We start from the raw sequence: 16,573 nt of genomic DNA, 5'->3' as shown, positions 1-16,573 counted from the left end.
GGTTCCGACCCCTCTTGCTGCTAGCCTGCAGTTGCGAACATGTTGCAATAAGCAGTCGGAGGGCTCGGACATGGCCATGTACACGCTTCCTGAACTCCCGTACGACTACGCGGCGCTGGAGCCGGTGATCAACCCGGAGATCATCGAGTTGCACCACGACAAGCACCACGCCGCCTACGTCAAGGGCGCCAACGACACCCTCGAGCAGCTGGCCGAGGCGCGCGACAAGGAAGCCTGGGGCTCGATCAACGGCCTGGAGAAGAACCTCGCGTTCCACCTCTCCGGCCACATCCTGCACAGCATCTACTGGCACAACATGACCGCGCCCAAGGAGGGCGGCGGCGGCGAGCCGCTCGCCGCGGACGGCGTCGGCGAGCTGGCGGATGCGATCACCGACTCCTTCGGCTCCTTCGCCAAGTTCCGCACCCAGCTGTCGAAGGCCGCCGCGACCACCCAGGGCTCGGGCTGGGGCGTGCTCGCCTACGAGCCGGTCAGCGGCCGGCTGATCGTCGAGCAGGTCTACGACCACCAGGGCAACGTCGGCCAGGGCTCGGTGCCGATCCTGGTCTTCGACGCCTGGGAGCACGCCTTCTATCTGCAGTACAAGAACCAGAAGGTGGACTTCATCGACGCCATGTGGGGCGTCGTCAACTGGCAGGACGTGGCGAAGCGCTACGCCGAGGCCAAGGACCGCACCCCGCTGATCACCCCGTGACCCGGGCCCCGTCACGGCCGTAGGTCGTCCTGCTCGTGATCGTCTTCTCAACCTTCACCGGCAGGCGGAAAGAAGAAGGACCCCCGCGAATGGGGCACCTCCCGGGCAGGGCTCTGGGGAGTGACTCGCGGGGGTCCTTCCGTTTCCGGCCGGGCGGCGGGCGCGTCAGGAGAAGTCGGGACCCTTCGTCCGGGTGCGCTTGATCTCGTAGAAGCCCGGGATCGACGCCACCATCAGCGTGCCGTCCCACAGCCTGGCCGCCTCCTCGCCCTTGGGCGCCGGCGTGACGACCGGGCCGAAGAACGCGATCTGCTCGCCGTCCGACCCGGGCACCGCGATCACGGGCGTGCCGACGTCCTGGCCGACCTTGGAGATGCCCTCTTCGTGGGAGGCGCGCAGCTCGGCGTCGTAGGCGTCCGAACCGGCGTAGTCCGCGAGCACGGCCGGGAGGCCGACGGCCTCCAGTGCCTCCAGGACCACCTCGGGCGTGATCCCGCGGCCCTCGTTGTGGATCCGGGTGCCGAGGGCGGTGTAGAGGGGGCCGACGACCTCGTCGCCGAACTTCTGCTGGGCGGCGATCACGACGCGCACGGGACCCCAGGCGTTCCGCATCGCCTCCCGGTACTCCTCGGGAAGCTCGTCCAGCCGGTCCTCGTTGAGCACCGCCAGGCTCATGACGTGCCAGCGCACCTCCACCGGCCGTACCTTCTCCACCTCGAGCATCCAGCGGGAGGTCATCCAGGCCCAGGGGCACAGCGGGTCGAACCAGAAGTCGGCGGGGGTCCTGTCGTCGGACATGTCACTCCTCGTACTCGTGATGGGCGCGCGCTCCGGGGACTGAACACCGGCGCTCGCCGACCGCATTCCCCGATGCCCCCGGTCACGAGCGCGTGCGAGGATCGGTCCTGTCCGAACGAGACACGAAGGAGTGGACGTGCCCGGAGAGAATCTGTCCCGCGACGAGGCCCGCACCCGGGCCGAGCTGCTGTCGGTCGACGGGTACGAGGTCTTCCTCGACCTGCGGTCCGCGACCGCGGTGGGCGAGGAGGCACAGCCGCGGACGTTCCGCTCGGTCACCACGATCAGGTTCCGGCGCACCGGCGCGGGCGACAGCACCTTCGCCGACCTCGTCGCCCCTTCGGTGAACGCGGTGACGCTCAACGGCCGCGAGCTCGACCCGGCCGAGGTCTTCGACGGCTCCAGGATCGCCCTGGGCGGCCTGCAGGCCGAGAACGTCCTGGTGGTGGACGCGCAGTGCGCGTACAGCCGGACCGGCGAGGGGATGCACCGGTTCGTCGATCCGGAGGACGGCGAGGTCTATCTGTACACGCAGTACGAGCCCGCCGACGCCCGACGGGTCTTCGCCGACTTCGAGCAGCCGGACCTGAAGGCACCGTTCCGATTCGAGGTGGCCGCGCCCGAGGACTGGACGGTCTGGAGCAACGGCGCGGTGGAGTCCCGCGAGGGCGGGACCTGGCGGTTCGCGGAGACCAAGCCGATCTCCACCTACATCACGGCCGTCGTCGCCGGTCCCTACCACTACGAGTCCGACCTCTACACCCGCACCCTCGACGACGGGCGGACGTTGGAGATCCCGCTCGGCGCCATGTGCCGCAAGGGGCTGGCCAAGCACTTCGACGCGGACGACATCTTCCTGGTCACCAAACAGGGCCTGGACTTCTTCCACGACCACTTCGACTACCCGTACCCCTTCGGGAAGTACGACCAGGCGTTCGTGCCCGAGTACAACATCGGCGCGATGGAGAACCCCGGCTGTGTGACCTTCCGGGAGGAGTTCGTCTTCCGGGGCAAGGTGACGCAGGCGTCCTTCGAGCGCCGGGCGAACGTCATCCTGCACGAGATGGCGCACATGTGGTTCGGCGACCTGGTCACCATGCAGTGGTGGGACGACCTGTGGCTGAAGGAGTCCTTCGCCGACTTCATGGGGGCGTTCTCGCTGGTCGAGGCGACCCGCTTCGACAACGGCTGGGTGACGTTCGCCAACAACCGCAAGGCGTGGGCGTACCGGGCCGACCAGCTGCCGTCCACGCACCCCGTCACCGCGGACATCCACGACCTGGAGGACGCCAAGCTCAACTTCGACGGGATCACCTACGCCAAGGGCGCCTCGGTCCTGAAGCAGCTCGTGGCGTACGTGGGACCCGACGCGTTCCTGGAGGGCGCGCGGCGCTACTTCAAGCGCCACGCCTACGGCAACACCCGTCTCGACGACCTGCTGTCGGTGCTGGAGGAGACCTCCGGCCGGGACATGAAGGCGTGGTCGCGCTCCTGGCTGGAGACCTCGGGGGTCAACACGCTGACGCCCCGGCTCACCTGTGACGCGGGCGGCCGGATCACCGAGCTGGCGGTCGTGCAGGACGACGGGACCGCGTCCGCCGCCCCGTCCCCGGCGCGGCCGCACCGGGTGGCCGTCGGCCTGTACCGGCACGAGGGCGCCGAGCTGGTGCGTTACGCCCGCGCCGAGGTGGACGTCACCGGGACCAGGACGGTCGTGGAGGAGCTGGCCGGCCGGGAACGTCCGGCGCTGGTGCTCGTCAACGACGACGACCTCACCTACTGCAAGGTCCGGTTCGACGAGGGCTCCCTGGAGACGCTGCGCGGCCACCTCGGCTCGGTCACCGACCCGCTGGCACGGGCGGTGTGCTGGTCGGCGCTGTGGAACCTGACACGGGACGCCCTGATGCCCGCGCGGGACTTCGCCGGGATCGTCCTGGACTTCGCCGGACGGGAGTCGGACATCGGCGTACTGCAGATGGTGCACGCCTGGGCGCGCACCGCCCTCGTCCACTACGCGGCGCCCGAGTGGCGAGAGGAGGGCGGCCGGCGGCTGTCGGAGGGCGCGCTGCGGGAGCTGCGCCTCGCGGAGCCGGGCAGCCAGCACCAGCTGACCTGGGCACGGTTCTTCGCGTCCGTGGCCGCCACGGACGCGGATCTCCAGCTGCTCCAGGGCCTGTTGGAGGGGAGCGCCGAGATCGACGGACTCGACGTGGACCAGGAGCTGCGCTGGGCGTTCCTGGAGCCGCTGGCCTCACACGGGGTGGCCGACGAGACCGCGATCGCCGCCGAGCTGGCCCGCGACGACACCGCGTCCGGCAAGCGCCACCAGGTGCGCTGCCTGGCCGCGCGGCCCTCCGCCGCGGTCAAGGACCAGGCGTGGGCGCAGGTCGTGGAGTCGGACGCGCTGTCCAACGCGCTGGTGGAGGCGACGATTTCGGGCTTCGCCCAGGCGTCGCAGCGAGAACTGCTCGCGCCGTACGCCGAGAAGTACTTCGCGGCGATCGAACGGGTCTGGGCGGAGCGGTCGATCCAGATCGGCATGGACGTGGTCCGCGGACTCTTCCCCGACCTCCAGGACGACGAGGCCACACTCCGGGCGACTGACGCGTGGCTCGGCTCCCACACGGACGCGCCCCCGGCGCTGCGCCGGCTGGTGCTCGAGTCCCGGGACGACCTCGCCCGCGCGTTGCGGGCCCAGTCCTGCGACGCGGCGGCCGCCGGCCGCTGACGGCCGCTGACACCGGCTCCCCCCGCCGGGCCCAGGAGCCGGCGGGGACGCCCGATCGGCAGAACTGATCGGCATTCGAACGTCCGTACTTTAGGACGGGGATGTCCGGAATTGTCGACGGCTGTGTAACAGCGGTTAGGGGCCCTCGTCCGCGCGGGAATTGGCGGGTCATGAACCACAACACGCCTCTGTCCCCCCGCCCGTCGAGCGACCTCTCCGATGTGCGGCGGCGCGTGCTGTCGGCCGCGCAGCTGCGCGCCCGGGGCGTGGCCGCCGAGCGCGTCGCCGAGCGATGCGGCCCGGGCGGTCCCTGGCAGCAGCTCCTGCCCGGTGTTTTCCTGCTGCACCCGGGGACGCCCACCAGCGAGGAGCGGCTGCACGCCGCGGTGACGTACGCCGGCCGCCCCGACGAGGGCGAGGTCATGGTGACGGGGCTGGCGGCGCTCGCGCTGCACCGGTTCGCCTCCGCGCCGTCCCTGATGGCGCTGGAGCGCATCGACGTGCTCGTACCGCGCACCCGGCGACTGCGCTCGGCCGGCTGCGCACGACTGATCCGCACCCACGCGATGCCGAGGCCGGACGTGGTGACGGGACTGCCCGTCGCCCCCGTGGCGCGTGCGCTGGCCGACGCCGTCGCACGGCTGACCGACCCGGGGGCGGTGCGCCGACTGCTGACCGAGGCCGTGCGCTCCGGCCACTGCGAACCGGGCGCCGTGGTGGCCGAGCTGACGCGATCGCGGCTGCTGTCCCGCCCCCACGTCGTAAACGCCGTCGACTTCCTCCTCGCCGAGGGGCGTACGGTCGCGGAGGGCCGCCTCTACGACCTCGTACGGCTGTACGGACTTCCCGAACCGGTGTGGAACGTGGATCTGCGTCTGCCGGGCGGCCCTCAGCTGGGCAGCGTGGACGCGTACTGGCCCGAGGAGGCCGTCGCCGTCGAACTGGACACCCGCGCCCCGCGCCCCGCGGCCGTCCCGGACGGGCCGGACGCGGACCCGGAGTGGTCCGCGTCCAGCCGTCGGCGCGAGCAGTTGGAGCGGCTCGGGATCACCGTCGTACGGATCGGCCCCGGGAAGCTGCGGGACGTCCCCGTGCAGCAGGCGATGGTCCTCCGTACGGCTCTGATGGCCGCCTCGGACCGGGAGCCGACGCCGTATGTCGTCGTGCTCCCCCGCTAGAGGGAGTGTTGCGCAAGTCCCTCCTGGCCCGCGACGCCTGGCACGCACTCCCCGTAGTCCTTCGGGCAAGGGAGGTGCCCCCACGCGGCGTTGCGGGGGTCATCCAGGTACGTCCGGTACGAGGATGATCCTCCGCCTTGCGATCGCACGCACCGGGCGCCGCAGGCCCTGCCCCGCGCCCTGGACACATCGGCGCCGAATCCGACGGCCGACGCGGGATCCGACGGCCGATACGGAAAAACCGTCCATTATTGAACGACCTGACGGGCGGATAGGTGAGCTATCCACCCCTTCGCCCCCCATGGCGCATGTTCCGCCAGTGGCGGATGTCCGCCATCACCGCATCCCGCCTCTGTCAACTCTCCACAAACCCCTGTCACTTGCGAAAGGCTGAGCGGTCATCCGGTACCGCATTCCGGACCCTTCTTTCACATAACAGGGATGCTGATGACAACCCTCGAGTCCCAGGGCTCCATATCCGGGCCAAGACGCGTGGCCCGGATAGCCGCCGCCGCAGGCCTCGTGGCCGCGCTGGTGGCCACCGGCGCCGCCCCCGCCTTCGCCGCCACCTCGGTGGACGACCCGGCGGGCGGCCCGGTCAAGACCGCCGAGACGCCCGCCGACAAGCTCGGCCAGGCGGACGCCCAACTCCTCGCCGAAGCCGAGGCGAAGGGCCAGAAGACCGTCACCGTGATGGTCGCAACCGTTCCCGGCCGGACCGAGCAGGTCGCCGGCCAGCTGGACGCCGTTCCCGGCGCCGTCGTCGGCCAGAAGGACGACAAGCTCGGCTACGTCCGGGTCACGCTCCCCACCGCCAGGGCGAAGAGCGCCCTCGGCAAGGCCGGAGAACTCGCCACGGTCCAGGGCATGGACCTCCAGCGCGAGATCAAGCTGGACGATCCGAGGCCGGACGCGGGCGCCAGGGGTACCGCTTCCGCCTCGAAGTCGGCCACGTACCCGGCGCCGGGCAGGAAGACCCCCGCGAAGAACCCGTACAACCCGTCCCACGAGACGGGCGCGGTGGAGTTCGTCGAGGACCACCGGCGGGCCGACGGCCGCGGTGTGACCATCGGCATCCTCGACTCCGGGATCGACCTGGGCCACCCGGCCCTGCAGAAGACCACCACCGGCGAGCGCAAGATCGTCGACTGGGTGACCGCGACCGACCCGGCGAGGGACGGCGACGGCACCTGGCGGCGGATGGACACCGGGGTGACCGGCCCCGTGTTCACCGTGGGCGACCGCAGCTGGAAGGCACCGGCCGGCGAGCACCGGTTCAGCGTCTTCGAGGAGCGGGCCACCCTCGGCGGCGACATGGCCGGAGACCTGAACCGCGACGGCGACACCACCGACAAGTGGGGCGTGCTGTACGACGCCGCCGCCGGCACCGTCCGCGTCGACCTGAACGACGACTCCGACTTCACCAACGACGTCGCGATGAAGCCGTACAGGAACGGCCACCAGGTCGGGTACTTCGGTACCGACGACCCCGCCACCGAGATCGCCGAGCGCATCCCGTTCGTGGTGGAGATCCGCAAGGACGTCGAGTTCGAGGCCGGGAAGTTCGCCGACTACGTCAACATCGGCGTCGTCGAGGGCTCGCACGGCACCCACGTGGCCGGCATCGCCGCCGCCAACGGCCTCTTCGGCGGCCGGATGAACGGTGCGGCGCCCGGCGCCAAGCTGGTCTCCTCGCGTGCCTGCACCTGGAGCGGCGGCTGCACCAACATCGCGCTGCTCGAGGGCATGCGTGACCTGGTCGTCAACCGCGGCGTGGACATCGTCAACATGTCCATCGGCGGTCTGCCCGCGCTGAACTACGACGACAGCGACCGCGGCGACGACGCGGACAACGCGCGCGCCCTCCTCTACAACCGCCTGATCGACACCTACGGCGTCCAACTGGTCATCTCGGCCGGCAACTCGGGCCCCGGCGTGAACACGATCGGCGACCCGGGCCTGGCGAACAAGGTCGTCTCGGTCGGCGCGGCGATCTCCCGCAGCACCTGGGCCGCCAACTACGGCTCGCAGGTCAAGAAGCGGTACAGCATGTTCAACTTCTCCTCCCGCGGCCCGACGGAGAACGGCGGCTTCACGCCGACGATCTCCGCTCCCGGCTCGGCGGTCAACACGATCCCGACCTGGCAGGCGGGCGCTCCGGTGGCCGAGGCCGGCTACAGCCTGCCCGCGGGCTACGGCATGCTGAACGGCACGTCGATGTCCTCGCCGCAGGCCGCGGGCGCGAGCGCGCTGCTCATCTCCGCCGCCAAGCAGCGCCACATCAAGCTCTCCCCGCTCACCCTGCGGACCGCGCTGACCAGCACCGCCAAGCGCATCCCCGGAGTGAAGGCGCACGAGCAGGGCGCGGGCCTGATCGACGTCGAGGAGGCCTGGGAGTCCATCCGGGACGGCGCCACCGCCCACGCGTACTCGGTGAAGGCACCGGTCGACACCGCGCTCGACCACCTGCTGAAGCCGGAGGCGGGCTTCGGAGCCGGCATCTACGACCGCGAGGGCGGGCTGAAGCCCGGCCAGCGCAAGACGTACGACGTCACCATCACGCGCACGAGCGGCCCGAACCGGCCGGTCGAGCACGAGCTCGACTTCCGTAACAACGACGGCACGTTCCGTATCCTCGGCGACGACGAGGTGGACCTGCCGCTGAACAAGCCGGTCACCGTCAAGGTGCAGGCCAAGGCCGCTTCCACCGGCGTGCACAGCGCCATCCTGGAAGTGGACGACGAGCGCACCGAAGGCGTCGACAAGCAGATCCTCACCACCGTGGTCGCCTCGAACGAGCTGGTGAAGCCCGGCTTCTCCTACTCCGCCAAGGGGTCGGTGCAGCGCAACAGCGCCAAGTCCTACTTCGTCACGGTGCCGCAGGGCGCCAGGACGCTGGAGGTCGCGCTCGGCGGTCTCGCCGCGGGCAGCCAGACCCGGTTCATCTCGGTCCACCCGTACGGCGTGGCCTTCGAGAGCACCGCGTCCACCGTCTGCTACGCGAACTACGACAACCCGGCCAACACCTGCCGCCCGGACGTGCGCTCCTACGCGAACCCGCAGCCGGGCGTCTGGGAGATCGAGGTCGAGTCGCGCCGTACGTCCCCGGCGCTGGACAACCCGTACAAGCTGGACGTCACCCTGCTCGGCGCCACCTTCGACCCGGCGGTGAAGACCCTCCCGGAGGCCGCGGTCGGCACGCCCGCCACGGTCGACTGGACGGTCACCAACGACGCGGCCGCGCTGGAGGGCAAGCTGCAGGGCGGCTCGCTCGGCTCCGCGAAGACGGCGACGCCGGCCATCGCGCAGGACGAGCGCCAGGTGTCCACGGTCACGATCGGCGCGGGCGTCGAGCGGCTGGACGTCGTCATCGGGAACACCTCCGACAAGGGCGCCGACCTGGACCTCGCGGTCCTCAAGGACGGCAGGCTCGTCGGCCAGTCCGCGGACGGCGACTCCGAGGAGTCGGTGTCCCTGACCAACCCGGCCGCCGGTACGTACACGATCCTCGTCGACGGCTACGCGGTGGCGCCCGGCGGCACCACGTACGACTACAAGGACGTGTACTTCTCCTCGGCACTCGGCACCGTGAAGGTCGACGGGTCGAAGAGCGTCTCGCTGGCCAACGGCGCGAGTGCGCAGGTCTCCGCCGAGGTGCTGGTGGGCGGCCCCGCGCCGGAGGGCCGCCGGTTCTTCGGCGAGGTCCGGCTGCTGAACGCGCGCGGCACCGCCGCGGGCACCGGCAGCGTGGTGATCGAGAAGGTCGTTCCGTAACGGAATGACCTGGTCACGAGGGCGGGCGTCCGGCGGGACGCCCGCCCTCCGTGCGTGCGGGCCCCCTCGGGTGTGAGGAAGGCCATGCGTCCCGCCCCTCGGACAATGGATTGGACAAAACGGCCGTGGACAGACGCATCATGGAAGACACCCAGGCCATGCAGGCTGCACAAGCGTACGGAGGAGTCCCCGTGAAGGTCGGAATCGTCGGAGCCACCGGGCAGGTCGGCACGGTCATGCGCAAGATCCTCGCCGAGCGGAAGTTCCCGGCCGACGAGCTGCGGCTGTTCGCGTCCGCCAGGTCCGCGGGGTCCACGATCGAGTGGCAGGGCCGGGAGATCACCGTCGAGGACGCCGCCACCGCCGACTACTCCGGCCTGGACATCGTGCTCTTCTCGGCCGGCGGAGCGACCTCCCGGGCACTCGCCGAGAAGGTCGCCTCCCAGGGTGCCGTCGTGATCGACAACTCCTCCGCCTGGCGCCGGGACCCCGAGGTACCGCTCGTCGTCTCCGAGGTGAACCCGCACGCGGTCAAGGACCGCCCGAAGGGGATCATCGCCAACCCGAACTGCACGACCATGGCCGCGATGCCCGTGCTGAAGCCGCTCCACCGGGAGGCCGGGCTCGCCTCGCTCGTCGCCACCACCTACCAGGCCGTCTCCGGCTCGGGCCTGGCCGGTGTCGCCGAGCTCGACGGCCAGGTGAAGGCCGTCGCCGAGCGGGCCGCCGAGCTGACGCACGACGGCGAGGCCGTCGTGTACCCGGAGCCGGGCGTCTACCGGCGCCCCATCGCCTTCAACGTGCTCCCGCTGGCCGGTTCGATCGTCGACGACGGCTCCCACGAGACCGACGAGGAGCAGAAGCTCCGCCACGAGTCCCGCAAGATCCTGGAGATCCCGGAGCTCAAGGTCTCCGGCACCTGCGTCCGCGTCCCCGTCTTCTCCGGGCACTCGCTGCAGGTCAACGCACGCTTCGAGCGTCCGCTGAGCGTGGAGCGGGCCTACGAGCTGCTGGCGGGCGCGGAGGGCGTCGAGCTCTCGGACATCCCGACCCCGCTGCAGGCCGCGGGCAAGGACGCCTCGTACGTGGGCCGCATCCGGGTCGACGAGACCGTGGAGAACGGTCTCGCCCTGTTCGTGTCGAACGACAACCTGCGCAAGGGTGCCGCGCTGAACGCGGTCCAGATCGCCGAGCTGGTGGCCGACGAGCTCAAGGGCTGATCCGCCCGCCGCACCGCGGGGCGGGGTCGCGTGCCGAGCGCACGGGACCCCGCCCCGTCGTCGTGCGGGGCCGGCCCGGTGGTCCGGCGGAGGGGCACCGGAAGGGCCCCGCGGGGGAGTCCGACCGGGGGACGGGCGGGCCGCGGGGGGCCCGTGGAAGGATGGGCCGAAACGTCACATACCGAGGACGCAGAAGCGAGGAGATGACCGGGTGCCTGGCACAAACCTGACCCGCGAAGAGGCACAGGCGCGGGCGCGCCTTCTCACCGTTGACTCGTACGAGATCGACCTCGATCTCACCGGGGCGCAGGAGGGCGGTACCTACCGGTCCGTGACCACCGTGCGCTTCGACTCCGCGGAGCACGGCGCGGAGACCTTCATCGACCTGGTGGCGCCCGCGGTGCACGAGGTCGTGCTGAACGGCCACCCGCAGGACGTGGCCGCGGTCTTCAGGGACTCGCGGATCGCGCTGCGTCATCTGCACGAGGGCCCGAACGAGCTGACGGTCGTCGCGGACTGCGCGTACACCAACACGGGCGAGGGGCTTCACCGGTTCGTCGACCCGGTGGACCAGCAGACCTACCTCTACACCCAGTTCGAGGTCCCGGACGCCCGCCGGGTGTTCGCGAACTTCGAGCAGCCGGATCTGAAGGCCACCTTCCGGTTCACCGTGAAGGCGCCCGAGGGCTGGACCGTGGTCTCCAACTCGCCGACGCCGGAGCCCAAGGACAACGTCTGGCACTTCGAGCCGACCCCGCGGATCTCCACGTACATCACCGCACTGATCGTCGGTCCGTACCACTCCGTGCACAGCTCCTACGAGAAGGACGGGCAGAGCGTGCCGCTCGGCATCTACTGCCGTCCGTCGCTCGCCGAGTTCCTGGACGCGGACGCGGTCTTCGAGGTCACCCGGCAGGGCTTCGACTGGTTCCAGGAGAAGTTCGACTACGCCTACCCGTTCGCGAAGTACGACCAGCTCTTCGTGCCGGAGTTCAACGCGGGCGCGATGGAGAACGCGGGCGCGGTGACCATCCGCGACCAGTACGTGTTCCGCTCGAAGGTGACCGACGCGGCGTACGAGACGCGCGCCGAGACCATCCTGCACGAACTGGCGCACATGTGGTTCGGCGATCTGGTCACCATGGAGTGGTGGAACGACCTGTGGCTGAACGAGTCGTTCGCCACCTACACCTCGATCGCCTGCCAGGCGTACGCGCCCGGCTCGAAGTGGCCGCAGGCGTGGACGACGTTCGCCAACTCGATGAAGACCTGGGCGTACCGGCAGGACCAGCTGCCGTCCACCCACCCGATCATGGCCGAGATCAGCGACCTGGACGACGTGCTCGTCAACTTCGACGGCATCACCTACGCCAAGGGCGCCTCGGTGCTGAAGCAGCTCGTCGCCTACGTCGGCATGGACGAGTTCTTCCGCGGCGTACAGGCGTACTTCAAGCGGCACGCCTTCGGGAACACCCGGCTGACGGATCTGCTGTCGGCGCTGGAGGAGACCAGCGGCCGCGATCTCAAGACCTGGTCCCGGGCCTGGCTGGAGACCGCGGGGATCAACGTCCTGCGGCCGGTGATCGACACCGACGCGGCCGGGACGATCACCTCGTTCGCGGTCAAGCAGGAGGCCCCGGCGCTGCCGCCGGGTGCGAAGGGCGAGCCCGTGCTGCGCCCGCACCGCATCGCGATCGGCTTCTACGACCTGGACGAGGCCGGGAAGCTCGCGCGCACGGACCGCGTGGAGCTGGACGTCGACGGCGAGTTCACGGCGGTGCGGGAGCTCGTGGGCAAGCGCCGACCGGCGGTCGTGCTGCTCAACGACGACGACCTCACGTACGCCAAGGTCCGTCTCGACGAGGAGTCGCTCAGGACCGTCACCGAGCATCTGGGCGACTTCACCGACTCGCTGCCCAGGGCCCTGTGCTGGGCCTCCGCGTGGGACATGACCCGCGACGGGGAGCTGCCGACCCGCGACTACCTGTCGCTGGTGCTGTCGGGCATCGGCAAGGAGTCGGACATCGGCGTGGTGCAGTCGCTGCACCGACAGGTGAAGCTCGCCCTGGACCTGTACGCGGCGCCGGAGTGGCGCGAGACGGGGCTGACGCAGTGGACGGACGCCACGCTGGCGCACCTGCGCTCGTCGGAGGCCGGCAGCGACCACCAGCTGGCGTGGGCGCGGGCGTTCGCGGCGACCGCGCGCACCCCGCAGCAGCTGGACCTGCTGCAGGCCCTGCTGGAGGGCCGGGACTCGATCGAGGGACTGGCCGTGGACACGGAGCTGCGCTGGGCGTTCCTGGAGCGGCTGGCGGCCACCGGGGTCTACGACGAGGAGGAGATCGCGGCCGAGCTGGAGCGGGACCGCACGGCCGCCGGTGAGCGGCACGCGGCGACGGCCCGGGCGGCCCGTCCGACGCCGGAGGCCAAGGCCGAGGCCTGGGAGTCGGTCGTCGAGTCCGGCACGCTGCCGAACGCGGTGCAGGAGGCGGTCATCGGCGGCTTCGTCCAGACCGACCAGCGCGAGCTGCTCGCCCCGTACACGGAGAAGTACTTCGCGGCGGTCAAGGGAGTGTGGGAGTCGCGTTCCCATGAGGTCGCCCAGCAGATCGCCGTGGGTCTCTACCCGGCGCTCCAGGTGTCGGCGGAGACGCTCGAGGCGACGGACGCATGGCTGGATTCAGCCGCTCCGAACGCGGCGCTGCGGCGACTCGTCCTCGAGTCCCGCGCGGGTGTCGAGCGGGCGCTGAAGGCCCGCGCTGCGGACGCGGCAGCGTCCTGACCTGCGGGGCCGCGAGCCTCGTACGGCGCATGGGAGGGCGCCCCGGAGCCATCGGGTCCGGGGCGCCCTTGCGCATGTCCGACAAGCCCCAACAAGGCTGTGTCCGAAGTGTGACCCGGCGTCAACAGCCGTGCTCTGAAACGACTATGCTCCCTCACCGTCGCCATATGATCGTTTCCGTTCAGATGATTTTTAAGGGTGCTGATGATCCGTGAGGAATCGTCGCCCGGAAGTGGAAGCCCGCGATCCGCGGCCGCTTTCGGGTGGCTGCTGCCCGCCGCGCTGACAGTCGTCGCCACCGTGGTCACGGTGATGCTGGTCCCCGCTCCGGCCCGTGTCCCCGTCGCGGTCATCGGCGCCGTCGCCGCCGTCCTGGTCGCCGCCGTCGGCGCCGAGGCCGCCCGCCGCGGCAGGGTGATCGACTCGCTGCGGCGCGCCGTCGCGGAGCGCGACTCCGTACTGGCCCACCAGGCCTCCCAGACGGCGCACCTCGCCGGCACCCTGCTGCCGGAAGTCGTGGAACGGCTCCGCAGGGGCGAGTTCCCGGAGGACGTGCTCGCCTCGCTCAACGCCCCGGAGGCCCACCAGGCCGTCGTCCGCACCGTCGTCGACGCCGTCGTCGCGGAGGAGGACCTGCGCGAGTCCGCGCAGCGCGCCTTCGTGAACATCGCACGCCGGGTGCAGGCCATCGTCCACCAGCAGGCCCAGGAGCTGCGGGAGATGGAGGACCGGCACGGCAAGTCCCCGGACGTCTTCGGCGATCTGCTCCGCCTCGACCACGGCACCGCGCTGATCGGCCGCCTCGCCGACTCCATCGCCGTGCTCGGCGGCACCAGGCCCGGCCGCCAGTGGAGCCGGGCCGTGCCCCTGTACAGCGTGATGCGCGGCGCCATGTCGCGGATCATCGACTACCAGCGCGTCGAACTGCACTCCGTCTCCGAGGTGGCCGTCACCGGCCCGGCCGTCGAGCCGCTCATCCACGCGCTGGCCGAACTCCTCGACAACGCGACCCGCTACTCCCCGCCGCAGACCAAGGTCCATCTGACGGCCGTCGACGTCCAGTCGGGCATCGCCGTCGAGATCGAGGACGGCGGCGTCAGCATGAGCGAGGAGGCCCGCAAGCGGGCGGAGCGGATGTTGCGCCAGGCCCAGCAGGGCATCGACCTCAACGACCTCGGCGAGACACCCCGTCTCGGCCTCGCCGTGGTCGGGCGGCTGGCGCAGGCGTACGGCTTCCAGGTGTCGCTGCGGCCGTCCGCGTACGGCGGTGTCCGCGCGGTCCTCGTCGTACCGCAGGACCTGATCACCACGACCGCGACCGCGACCGGTCTCGCCCACGGCATCGGGGCCGCGTCCGTCCCCCGGACGACGCTCCCGCCCGAGGCGGTCCAGGCAGCGCCGGCGCCCCAGGCGGCCGCGGTCCCCCCGGTGGCCTCGGCCACCCAGGTTCCCGTCCCGCGGCGCCCCGCCACCGGTCCGGTGGCCTCCGAGCCGGACCCGGTGGTGGTCGAGCGGGCCCCGAACGGCCTGCCCCAGCGGCGCCGCAAGACACCCGCCGTCGCGCCCGCCGCACCCACCACGCCGGCGTCGTCCACGCCGAACGCGGCTCCGGAGCAGGAGCCCACTCCGCAGGTGCAGCCCGGAATGTGGCTGGCCGCCTTCCAGAGCGGTCTGTCCGGGGAGCCCACCGACGCCAGCAAGGGGAACACGCAGCCATGATTCAGCAGCAGGCCAATATGGACTGGATGCTCAAGGACCTCGCGGAAGGCGTGCCGCAGACCAGGCACGTGGTCGTGCTCTCCGCCGACGGTCTGCGCATGGCCCAGTACGGCACCGACACCGACACCGCGGACCGGCTCGCCGCCGCGTGCGCCGGGCTCCAGTCGCTCGCCGCCGCGGTGGGCTCGGAACTCCCGCGCAGCGAGGGCCGGATGAGGCTCGTCGTGATCGAGATGGACGGCGGCTTCTTCTATCTCATGGCCGCGGGCGCCGGAGCCTTCCTCGCCGTGCTCGCCGACGAGGGCGTGGACGCCGGGCTCATGGGCCAGCGGATGCGCGACCTGGTGCTGCGGATCGGGGACCACCTCAGCAGCCCGCCTCGCCAGGACGGTGTGGCCAGGTGAGCAACCCGGGCGGCGGGAACTGGGAGGAGGCCAGTCCCGAGCGGCTCTACGTCATCACGGGCGGCCGCAGCAGCACGTCCGCCCCCGTCGAACTGGACCTGGTCACGCTGATCGTGGCCAGGTCCCGGCCGAAGCCCGGTCAGCAGCCGGAGCACGCGGCGATCCTCGAGCTGTGCCAGTCGCCGCTGTCGGTCGCGGAGGTCTCCGCGTACACGGGGCTTCCGGTCAGTGTCGTCACCGTCCTTCTCGGCGACCTCCTCGCCGACAACCGGGTGGTCGCCCGCGCGCCCGTCCCACCCGCCAGACTCCCCGACCGCGCTTTGATTGAGGCAGTGATCGATGGACTTCAAAAGCTCTGAGCAGTCGGCGCCGACGATCGGGCCGCGGAGCGAGGACGCACTGCCCGAGACGGCCGCGACCGCCGTCAAGGTGGTGATCGTCGGCGGCTTCGGGGTCGGCAAGACGACGCTGGTCGGATCCGTCAGCGAGATCCGGCCGCTGACCACCGAGGAGACGATGACCCAGGCAGGAGTCGGAATCGACGACACCTCGGGCATCGGCGGCAAGACCTCCACGACCGTGGCCATGGACTTCGGGCGCATCAGCGTCAACGAGGAACTGGTGCTGTACCTGTTCGGCACGCCGGGGCAGGAGCGCTTCTGGTTCCTGTGGCGCGGGCTGTTCGAGGGGGCGCTGGGCGCGGTGGTCCTGGTGGACACCCGGCGGCTGGAGGTCAGCTTCGACGTCATCGGCCGGCTGGAGGAGCGGGCCGTGCCGTTCGTCGTGGCCGTCAACTCCTTCCCGGACGCGCCCGAGTACCCGATCGAGGAACTGCGCGGCGCACTCGACCTGCCGGACTCGGTGCCGATCGTGCCGTGCGACGCCCGGCAGCGGTCGTCGAGCAGGGACGTGCTGATGACGCTGATGCGGTACCTGCAGAGTCTCGCGATGACGCAGGAGGCGTCCTGAGCAGACCGCCGGCGACGGCGGGAGCGGTGCGGTGGGGCCCTTGGCGGCGCGACGACCCGACAGCGGGGGCCGCAGCCGTGAGTACGGCCCCGACGGTACGCCCCTGAGCCGTACGGACCGGGTGGTGTTGCGGACGGGAGCGATGACCCATCGGACCGGGCGCCCTCCCGCGCGTATCGGCCCAACCGACCCGCCGTACGCTCGTCCGCCGGGGGCGCGGCGCCCTGCCCCCGTCGACGGATACCGTCCCGCGGGCGCCCTGCCCCCGGGCCGGGGTCCGCCCCGC

Annotated in this window: 11 protein-coding genes; 10 read left to right on the top strand and 1 reads right to left on the bottom strand. The window is 71.1% G+C overall.

Translation table 11 applies throughout. The features are described 5' to 3' along the window. Positions 1-70 precede the first annotated feature (70 nt). Positions 71-715: a superoxide dismutase gene (locus O7595_RS22075; RefSeq protein ID WP_269730373.1), complete on the top strand. Its 645-nt coding sequence runs from the start codon at positions 71-73 to the stop codon at positions 713-715. A gap of 165 nt (positions 716-880) precedes the next feature. On the opposite strand, the gene O7595_RS22070 is transcribed toward O7595_RS22075, so the two are convergent. Further along, a complete protein-coding gene (locus tag O7595_RS22070) occupies positions 881-1,513 on the bottom strand; it encodes a DsbA family oxidoreductase (RefSeq protein ID WP_269730372.1) in 633 nt (210 codons plus the stop codon). 136 nt (positions 1,514-1,649) lie between these two features. Between O7595_RS22070 and pepN (O7595_RS22065) the strand changes: the two genes are divergently transcribed. The 9 genes from pepN (O7595_RS22065) to O7595_RS22025 all read left to right on the top strand — a co-directional run bounded on the left by pepN (O7595_RS22065) (position 1,650) and on the right by O7595_RS22025 (position 16,287). Next, positions 1,650-4,241 carry an aminopeptidase N gene (gene pepN / locus O7595_RS22065; protein WP_269730371.1) on the top strand — a complete coding sequence of 864 codons (2,592 nt, stop codon included), beginning with the start codon at positions 1,650-1,652 and terminating at the stop codon, positions 4,239-4,241. A 170-nt stretch (positions 4,242-4,411) separates the two neighbouring features. Further along, positions 4,412-5,419 carry a hypothetical protein gene (locus O7595_RS22060; protein ID WP_269730370.1) on the top strand — a complete coding sequence of 336 codons (1,008 nt, stop codon included), beginning with the start codon at positions 4,412-4,414 and terminating at the stop codon, positions 5,417-5,419. 447 nt (positions 5,420-5,866) lie between these two features. Continuing rightward, a complete protein-coding gene (locus O7595_RS22055) occupies positions 5,867-9,193 on the top strand; it encodes a S8 family serine peptidase (protein ID WP_269730369.1) in 3,327 nt (1,108 codons plus the stop codon). 191 nt (positions 9,194-9,384) lie between these two features. Next, the gene (locus O7595_RS22050; protein WP_269730368.1) at positions 9,385-10,413 is read left to right on the top strand and encodes an aspartate-semialdehyde dehydrogenase; all 1,029 of its coding nucleotides are present in this window, start codon (positions 9,385-9,387) and stop codon (positions 10,411-10,413) included. 211 nt (positions 10,414-10,624) lie between these two features. After that, positions 10,625-13,195, top strand: coding sequence for an aminopeptidase N (pepN, locus tag O7595_RS22045; RefSeq protein ID WP_269730367.1), 2,571 nt, complete (start codon positions 10,625-10,627; stop codon positions 13,193-13,195). A 204-nt stretch (positions 13,196-13,399) separates the two neighbouring features. Then, positions 13,400-14,914, top strand: a complete 1,515-nt coding sequence (locus O7595_RS22040; RefSeq protein WP_269730366.1) for a sensor histidine kinase — start codon at positions 13,400-13,402, stop codon at positions 14,912-14,914. Beyond that, on the top strand, positions 14,911-15,318 hold the full coding sequence (locus tag O7595_RS22035; RefSeq protein WP_269730365.1) for a roadblock/LC7 domain-containing protein: 408 nt from the start codon (positions 14,911-14,913) through the stop codon (positions 15,316-15,318). The genes O7595_RS22040 and O7595_RS22035 overlap by 4 nt, the downstream gene beginning before the upstream one ends. Next, positions 15,315-15,677 carry a DUF742 domain-containing protein gene (locus tag O7595_RS22030; protein WP_269730364.1) on the top strand — a complete coding sequence of 121 codons (363 nt, stop codon included), beginning with the start codon at positions 15,315-15,317 and terminating at the stop codon, positions 15,675-15,677. The genes O7595_RS22035 and O7595_RS22030 overlap by 4 nt, the downstream gene beginning before the upstream one ends. After that, entirely contained in the window at positions 15,658-16,287 is a 630-nt protein-coding gene (locus O7595_RS22025; RefSeq protein ID WP_269730363.1) for a GTP-binding protein, read from the top strand. Before O7595_RS22030 ends, O7595_RS22025 begins: the two co-directional genes overlap by 20 nt. Positions 16,288-16,573 lie beyond the last annotated feature (286 nt).

The organism is Streptomyces sp. WMMC940 (assembly GCF_027460265.1).
Taxonomy (GTDB): domain Bacteria; phylum Actinomycetota; class Actinomycetes; order Streptomycetales; family Streptomycetaceae; genus Streptomyces.
Note: the sequence above shows the minus strand (reverse complement) of the source record. Positions and strands in the feature narration are given on the sequence as shown.

Excerpts from the sequence above, each read along its gene's own strand:
- O7595_RS22055 (WP_269730369.1), top strand. The coding sequence starts at position 5,867 with ATGACAACCCTCGAGTCCCAGGGCTCCATATCCGGGCCAAGACGCGTG.
- O7595_RS22070 (WP_269730372.1), bottom strand. The coding sequence starts at position 1,513 with ATGTCCGACGACAGGACCCCCGCCGACTTCTGGTTCGACCCGCTGTGC.
- O7595_RS22025 (WP_269730363.1), top strand. The coding sequence starts at position 15,658 with ATGGACTTCAAAAGCTCTGAGCAGTCGGCGCCGACGATCGGGCCGCGG.
- O7595_RS22040 (WP_269730366.1), top strand. The coding sequence starts at position 13,400 with ATGATCCGTGAGGAATCGTCGCCCGGAAGTGGAAGCCCGCGATCCGCG.
- O7595_RS22060 (WP_269730370.1), top strand. The coding sequence starts at position 4,412 with ATGAACCACAACACGCCTCTGTCCCCCCGCCCGTCGAGCGACCTCTCC.
- O7595_RS22035 (WP_269730365.1), top strand. The coding sequence starts at position 14,911 with ATGATTCAGCAGCAGGCCAATATGGACTGGATGCTCAAGGACCTCGCG.
- O7595_RS22075 (WP_269730373.1), top strand. The coding sequence starts at position 71 with ATGGCCATGTACACGCTTCCTGAACTCCCGTACGACTACGCGGCGCTG.